Here is a 7,186-nt window from a genome sequence, read left to right on the forward strand (position 1 = left end):
TGGTCTCCTCCTTGGAGGCCGGGCGGTGCCGTCGCTCTGACGACTCCCACGTGCATCTTCAGTCTAGGGGCTGCCTGCATGAGTGAAAACGAATGGCCTGCGTCGAATGTTCCTGATGAGGCTGGTGTTCTGTTGGTATCACGCTTGGTCTCGAGACGGCGCTGGCGCGCCTCATCAACCAGCGGGGAGGATCGAGGCATGCGCGTGCGGATCGAGGGCCACCACCTGCCGGGCCGGGCGTACGCCGAGCACCCGAACGTGCACGTGGCGGTGCAGGTGGGTCGGCTCCCCCACCAGCCGGTGCGGGGTGACGCGCGCGAGGCGAGCTGGGAGCTCGACGTACGCGTGGTGCCCACCGACGACGGCCCGGACTGGCGTGGCGACGCCGTGCACGGTCGCCGCGGCGAGCGCTTCCTCTACCTGACGTGGGGCGACGTGTCGGACGGCGAGTGGGTCATGTTCCGCCGGGCCAAGCTGATGGTCGGCGACATCGATGCGGCGCTGGTCTCGGTCGCTGACAAGGACGCAGACCGCGTGCTCGTGGCGCGGGTCCACCTCACCGACGACTATGGCTGCCCGCGTTGCGCACGCGTGCGGGCACCGGCGATCGAGTGGAGCGTGGAGTAGCTACCTCTTGCGGCGGGCCCACTCGCCGTACGCCTGGAAGGTGAGCCCCATGACGCCGAGAAACAGGGCGAATGTCAGCAACAGACCGAAGACTTCGCTCACGGCTGTCCTCCTTGTAGTAGACCCCCTGCCCACCCGAAAGACTCGTTACCCAGAGTACGCCGGCGCCAAACCCGAGCGGATTTTGGTTTCGAGACGGTCGCAGAGCGACCTCCTCAACCAACGAGGGCGCGGCGACCTCCTCAACCAGCGAGGGTGCGGCGACCTCCTCAACCAACGAAGGCGCGGTGACCTCCTCAACCAACGGGGGCCCCGGGAGTAGGTTGGCCGGGATGCGGATCCTCTTCACGTTCATCGGCGGACAGGGCCACTTCTGGCCGCTCGTCCCGATCGCCCGCGCTGCCGAGGCAGCCGGCCACACGGTGGCAGTCGCCGGGTCGGGCAAGCTGCTGGACGTCATCCATGGCGCCGGGTTCACCGCCTTCGGCACCAGCGATCCCCACCCACCAGGCGGAGACCCGAACGCCGGTTTGCGCGACGACTCTCCCCTCGAGCCGGCCGACCGCGAAGCCGCCGAGCGCGAGTTCGCCGACAACTTCGCCGGTAGGGGCGCGCGCCGGCATGCGACCGCACTGCGCGAGATCATCGGCGAGTTCGTGCCCGATGTCGTGGTGCGTGACGAGGCCGACTTCGGCTCCGCGGTCGCCGCCGAGCGCTGCGGGGTGCCGTGCGCGACGGTGCTGGTGCTCGCCTCGGGCGCGCTGCTGCGCCGCGACCTGGTGGCGCCGGTGCTCGATGAGGTGCGTGCCGAGCACGGACTTCCCGCAGACCCCGGGCTCGAACGGCTTCACGGCGCGTTGGTGCTCTCGCCGTTCCTGGCGAGCCTGCGTCACCCCGAGCATCCGCTGCCGGCCGATGCCTTCCTCTACCGACCCGGCGATCCAGTGCGGGTACGAGTCCGTCACCCCAGGCCGCAGGTCTACTTCACCCTGGGCACGGTCATGGGTGGCGCGTCGGGTGACCTGATCGAGCGGGTGCTGGCCGGGCTGAGCAAGGTCGACGCCGACGTGGTCGTCACCGTCGGCAGCAAGCTCGACCCCGCTTCCTTCGGACCGCAGCCGCCCCACGTGCGGATCGAGCGGTTCGTGCCTCAAGCCAGGGTGCTGCCGACCTGCGACCTCGTGATCTCGCACGGCGGCTCGGGCAGCCTGATGGGCGCGCTCTCCCACGGGCTGCCGTCGGTGCTGTTGCCCCTGGGCGCTGACCAGCCGCACAACGCCGAGCAGGCCGTGGCGATGGGCGTGGCCGTCGAGCTCGACGCGGTCGAGGTCACCGCATCCGACCTCGCCGACACGGTCGACGACGTGCTCAACGACGACCTTTTCCGCTCCGCCGCACAGCGCGTCCAGGCCGAGGTCAACGCGTTGCCGCCGGCCGCTGCCGTCGTACCGCTGCTCGAGGACCTGGGCCGCTGAGCTGAGCGAGGAGGTGCCCTTGATTTTCCCAACTCGTACTGCCATTGTGAGTACATGAGTCAGACAAAGGAAGAACGCCTGCAACTGCGAGTAGCCCCCGCGGCGAAGCACCACTTGGAGTCCGCTGCCGAGGCGGCTCACCTCAACCTGAGTTCCTTCGTTCTGCAGGCAGCGATTCAACGGGCCGATGAGATTCTCGCCGACCGGGCACTGATCAATCTCAAGGCCGAGGCCGCGGAAGCTTTCCTTGATGCCCTCGAGGCGCCAGCGACAGTCAACGACCGGCTCCTCGATGCTCTGCAGCGCAGCCCGAAGGTGGACTGGCTTGACTGAACTCAGGCGCCCGGCTCTGCTCGACGGCAAGCATGACCGGACCTTTCTTGACTCCGGCGCCACCAGTCTCGATCACTGGCTGCGCCATCAGGCTGGTCAGAGCGACCGCGGAAACACCGCCCGCACGTGGGTTCTCGCTGACAGCGAATACCGCGTCGTTGGCTACGTCGCGATGTCCATGACGGGCGTCGTCCTCGATCAGGCTCCCAAGAAATTGCAGTCGGGACGCCTCGATCCCATCCCCGCGCTCCTCTGCGGGCGGCTTGCCGTCGATCAACGGCATCGCGGGCTGGGCTTGGGCACCATGCTCGTCCGATTGCTTCTGACGAAAGCGACCGAAGCCAACCGCACCGCGGCCTGCCGAGCGGTGGTGGTCCACGCCCTTGACTCAGAGGCGAAGGCATTCTGGGAGAGATTCGGCTTCCACCCATTCACCGCTGGCGCCGAAGAGCGCGATCTCTTCATGCTCACGAGCGAGATCGAGGCGACGCTCTCCCGCCTGCTCGCCTGACGAGCGCTCAGATCGCGCGACTCCACCGAGGGCAGCGCGACGAGGGCACCGCCGTCGTACCGCTCCTCGAGGGCCTGCTGCACTGACCTCGGGCCGACGCGGTCGGCTGCTGAGCGACCACGATCATGCAGGTGGGCTGTTGTGACGCAGGAATTCGCGAAATCGTGGTCACAGCTCGACGTGTGCACGATCGTGGTCGGTCGGCGGCGCAAGCCGCGGCCGAGCGGGCCGGCCGGTCGATCTGACGTACCCCCGGTGGGGTTCGAACCCACACTGAAAGGTTTTTAAGACCTCTTCCTCTGCCAGTTGGGATACGGGGGCTCCCGGGTCCCGACTATAAGTAGGTCTTGCGGGCGTGGATGGCGTGCGCGCCGGCGGCCCGGTCCAGGAACAGCAGGCCGTCGCAGTGGTCGATCTCGTGCTGCAGCGCACGCGCCTCGAAGGCGTTGGCGCGCAGGGTCACCGTCTCGCCGGTCCCCGGCAGCTGCCCGCGTACGACGACCCGCGTCGCCCGCTTCACGTCACCGGTGAAGTCGGGGACGCTCATGCAGCCCTCGCGGGCCTTCTCGTTGCGGGAGGACTCGACGACCTCGGCGTTGCACAGCACGAAGGTGCCGTGGTGGTCGCGGGTCTTGGGGTGCTCGGAGACGTCGACGCAGAAGACCTTGACCGACTCCCCCACCTGGGGCGCGGCCAGGCCGACGCAGCCGGGCGAGACCCGCATCGTGGCGACCAGGTCGGCGGCCAGCTGCACGATCTCGGGCGCGGTCGGGTCGACGTCGGCGCCGACGGTGGAGAGCACGGACGCCGGGGCGGTGACCACCTCGAGCACGCGCCCCTCGACAGCCAGCGAGGACTCGGTCCAGGCGGCGACGTCGTCGTTGAGTTCCGCCGAGCTCACAGCTCGTCGGCCTCGACCTCGTGCAGGCTCACGCCCACCCCGAGCTCGGCGGCGGTCTCCCGCAGCGACACCAGCAGTGCGTCGGAGTCGACGTCCTTCGGCAGGTCCACCTCGGCGACCAGGACGTAGAGGTCTCCGGCCAATCGCGTGGTCAGGTCGGTGATGTTGCCGCCCACCTCGGCGACCCGGGACACCACCGACGACACGATGCCGGGGCGGTCTCCGCCGTGCACGCTCAGCACCCACGACGTACCAGCCAGGTCCGCGACCCTCTCGACCGGGAGCTCGCGCACCGACACCGTGAGGTCGCCGCCGGACGCCAGCGACGCCAGCGCCGCCTCGACCGTGTCGACGTCGGCGTCGCCCGCGCTGATCAGCGTCATCGCGAAGTGGCCGCGCAGCAGGGTCATCGAGGAGTCCTCGAGGTTCAGCCCGAGTCCGCCGAGGATTGCGGTGGTCTCGGCGATGATGCCGGGGCGGTCGTGGCCGAGGACGGTGATGGCGTGGAGAGTCACGGCGCCCATTCTGCCGGACCCGCGCCCCGCCCACTCACTCGCCGGCCAGCTCCTTGGCCCGGGCCAGCACCGCGTCGGTCATCTCCTCGGTCAGCCGACCCGTGAACGTGTTCTGCTGGCTGGGATGGAAGCAGCCCAGCAGGGTGACGCCGTCGCCGCGGGCGGACCCGGCGCCGAGAGTGGCCTCCGCGCCGTGGCCGAACTTCGGCTTCGGCTTCGGTACGTCGAAGCCGGCCGCACGGAACGACCGCAGCGTCGCGTCCCAGCCGTAGCCGCCCAGCGCGACGACCACCTTGACCGACGGCGCCAGGAGCTCGATCTCGCGCTCGATCCACGGTGAGCAGGTGGTGCGCTCCTGGGTGGTCGGCCGGTTCTGCGGCGGGGCGCACCGCACGGTCGCGACCATGCGCGCACCGATCAGCCGCTGTCCGTCGCCGGCGTGCTCGGAGGTGGCCTGGGCCGCGAGCCCGACGCGATGCAGTGCGGCGAACAGCCAGTCCCCCGAACGGTCGCCGGTGAAGATGCGGCCGGTCCGGTTGCCGCCGTTGGCCGCCGGGGCCAGGCCGACGATCACGATCCCCGGGTGCTCCTCGCCCCAACCCGCGATCGGCCTGCCCCAGTAGGGCTGGTCGGCGAAGCTGGCCCGCTTGTCACGCGCGACGTCCTCACGCCAGGTGACCAGGCGCGGGCACGCCGCACACACCGAGACCCGCGCATCGAGCTGTACGTCGTCGGCGGTGTGGGCGACCTCCGTGTCGGGCGACGCGGGGTCGTCGGGCCAGCCGGTGCCGGGCGGCACCGGCGAGCCGAACGGTTGCCCGGTCAGCGGATGCGGCAGCAGCTCGGTCACGTGGGTGTCAGGAGCCGGTTCCGTTGGTGCCCAGACCGTTGGAGCCGGCGTCGGGCGCGAGGTGCGCGCCGCCGGGCTCGGAGTGTCCGAACGGCAGCTTCTCCGCCGCGGCGCTGGCGACGTGGGCCGCCTTCTCCTTCACGACCGGGGCCTGCGCCCGCACGGTCTCCTCGGCCTTGGCGACTCCGGCCTGCACCGGCGGACTCTGGCGAACCTTGCCCGCGGCCCGGGCGATCTGCTCGTAGCGTTCGTGACCGGCCTTGGCCCCGAGCACGTAGCCGATGGCGATCCAGAACAGCACCTTGATGAGCTTGAACATGTCGTCCTCCCTCGTGAGCGTGTGGTGCCTCGACCGTATCGCTCTAGACGGTATGACGTGACCCCGTCGTAGTCGGCGGGGTTGCGGGCCGGGGCCTCACTCACAAGATTCGTGGGTTACCGAGCAGGGGCCGCCTGCTCGGCTTAGACGGTATGACGTGACCCCGTCGTAGTCGGCGGGGTTGCGGGCCGGGGCCTCACTCACAAGATTCGTGGGTTACCGAGCAGGGGCCGCCTGCTCGGCCTATCCGACAATTGTGGGAGGCCCCGGTGTTTACCGAGCGTACGAGCGTTGGGCTCGACGTGCACGCACGATCTGTTGTTGCCGCAGCGATCGATGGCGTCACGGGCGAACTCGTCCAGACCCGTTTGACCCCATCACACGAACACATCCGGTCCTGGCTGAACGGACTGCACGGCCCGGTCGCGGTGGCCTATGAGGCCGGACCAACAGGCTTCGGTCTGTCCCGATCCTTGACCGCGGCGGGGATACGGTGCGAGGTCGTCGCGCCATCGAAGTTGCAGCGCCCCAGCGGAGACCGGGTCAAGACCGACGCCAAGGACGCCCTGCACCTGGCACGGCTACTGCGGCTCGATGAGTACACGTCCGTGTCGATCCCCAGCGTTGAGCAAGAGAACGCCCGCGACCTGGTCCGCGCCCGTGAAGACGCACGCGGCGACCTGATGCGCGCCCGGCACCGATTGTCCAAGCTCCTGTTGCGGCAAGGGATCGTGTACTCCGACGGGAAGGCGTGGACCGGCGCGCACGAGGCGTGGCTGCGCCGGCAACGCTTCGACGGACCGGCGTTGCAGATGACCTTCGAATCCGACTTCGATGCGGTGCTGACGGTCAGGGCCCGCCGCGACCGGCTCGATCAAGCGATCACGGCCATGGCCGCAGACTCAGAGTTCACCCCGATGGTGCGGCGCCTTGGTTGCCTGCGCGGGGTCAGCACGTTGACCGGGTTCGCGTTGGCCGTCGAGGTCGGCGACTGGCACCGGTTCACCGGCAACACCATCGGGTCCTTCGTCGGGCTCGTGCCATCCGAATACTCCTCGGGCCAATCACGGGTGCAGGGATCGATCACCAAGACCGGCAACACCCACGTACGCAGGTTGCTGGTTGAGGCTGCCTGGCACCACCGGGCACGCTACGTCGCGGGCAAGACCATGCGCGATCGGTGGGAACTCGCGTCCCCAGCTGCTCGTGCCCGTGGCGATGCCGGCAACACGCGACTGCACCAACGCTGGGCCAGGTTCAACCAACGCCGCAAACGGCACGTGATCGCCAACGTCGCGATCGCGCGCGAACTGGCCGGCTGGTGCTGGTCCCTGGCCGTGCTCGAGGACTGACCCCACAGACCGGTTTCGTCGAAGAACGTGGTGGAAGCAGCGCGTGGAGTGACCCGCGATTCAGCTATGAGCAGCCCGGTCCTGCTGGGCGACGCTCGACTCTAGACAAGCGGACTGCTCCTGCCGAACAAGCCCGTCCTGCGGTAACCAACCCGCGCATATCAGTCTGACCGCGCGTCGCCAACGACACGCTCACCACCAACACCTCGACGAAACCAGAGGCGCCCGCCCCGGGACCACCGGGACGGGCGCCTCACCCTGCCTCTTGACAGGAAGCAGCTACATATCAGSTGATAGAGAGGC

Annotated in this window: 9 protein-coding genes and 1 tRNA gene; 5 read left to right on the top strand and 5 right to left on the bottom strand. The window is 69.0% G+C overall.

The genetic code is table 11. The features are described from left to right. The first annotated feature begins 198 nt into the window (after positions 1-198). The 4 genes from ASD30_RS07540 (at position 199) to ASD30_RS07555 (ending at position 2,946) form a co-directional block, all read left to right on the top strand. On the top strand, positions 199-627 hold the full coding sequence (locus ASD30_RS07540; protein WP_056678967.1) for a DUF5990 family protein: 429 nt from the start codon (positions 199-201) through the stop codon (positions 625-627). 332 nt (positions 628-959) lie between these two features. Further along, entirely contained in the window at positions 960-2,102 is a 1,143-nt protein-coding gene (locus ASD30_RS07545; protein ID WP_056678970.1) for a glycosyltransferase, read from the top strand. 54 nt (positions 2,103-2,156) lie between these two features. After that, positions 2,157-2,435 (top strand): type II toxin-antitoxin system TacA family antitoxin, encoded by a 279-nt coding sequence (locus ASD30_RS07550; RefSeq protein ID WP_056678974.1) that lies wholly within the window; start codon positions 2,157-2,159, stop codon positions 2,433-2,435. Then, entirely contained in the window at positions 2,428-2,946 is a 519-nt protein-coding gene (locus ASD30_RS07555; protein ID WP_056678977.1) for a GNAT family N-acetyltransferase, read from the top strand. Before ASD30_RS07550 ends, ASD30_RS07555 begins: the two co-directional genes overlap by 8 nt. Before the next feature lie 247 nt (positions 2,947-3,193). Here ASD30_RS07555 and ASD30_RS07560 read toward each other — a convergent pair. From ASD30_RS07560 to ASD30_RS07580, 5 genes are all read right to left on the bottom strand, one after another. Then, positions 3,194-3,267: transfer RNA gene (locus ASD30_RS07560), tRNA-Leu, on the bottom strand. Between the two features lie 13 nt (positions 3,268-3,280). Continuing rightward, a complete protein-coding gene (gene def / locus ASD30_RS07565) occupies positions 3,281-3,847 on the bottom strand; it encodes a peptide deformylase (RefSeq protein WP_082563624.1) in 567 nt (188 codons plus the stop codon). Further along, entirely contained in the window at positions 3,844-4,362 is a 519-nt protein-coding gene (locus ASD30_RS07570; RefSeq protein ID WP_156393537.1) for a glycine cleavage system protein R, read from the bottom strand. The genes def and ASD30_RS07570 overlap by 4 nt, the downstream gene beginning before the upstream one ends. A gap of 34 nt (positions 4,363-4,396) precedes the next feature. Continuing rightward, a complete protein-coding gene (locus ASD30_RS07575; RefSeq protein ID WP_056678984.1) occupies positions 4,397-5,212 on the bottom strand; it encodes a uracil-DNA glycosylase in 816 nt (271 codons plus the stop codon). A gap of 7 nt (positions 5,213-5,219) precedes the next feature. After that, positions 5,220-5,531 (bottom strand): hypothetical protein, encoded by a 312-nt coding sequence (locus ASD30_RS07580; protein ID WP_200951106.1) that lies wholly within the window; start codon positions 5,529-5,531, stop codon positions 5,220-5,222. A gap of 254 nt (positions 5,532-5,785) precedes the next feature. On the opposite strand from ASD30_RS07580, the gene ASD30_RS07585 reads away from it, so the two are divergent. After that, positions 5,786-6,883, top strand: coding sequence for an IS110 family transposase (locus tag ASD30_RS07585; RefSeq protein WP_235532527.1), 1,098 nt, complete (start codon positions 5,786-5,788; stop codon positions 6,881-6,883). The last annotated feature ends 303 nt before the right edge of the window (positions 6,884-7,186 follow it).

The sequence above is a fragment of the Nocardioides sp. Root140 genome (genome assembly GCF_001426745.1).
Taxonomy (GTDB): Bacteria; Actinomycetota; Actinomycetes; order Propionibacteriales; family Nocardioidaceae; genus Nocardioides.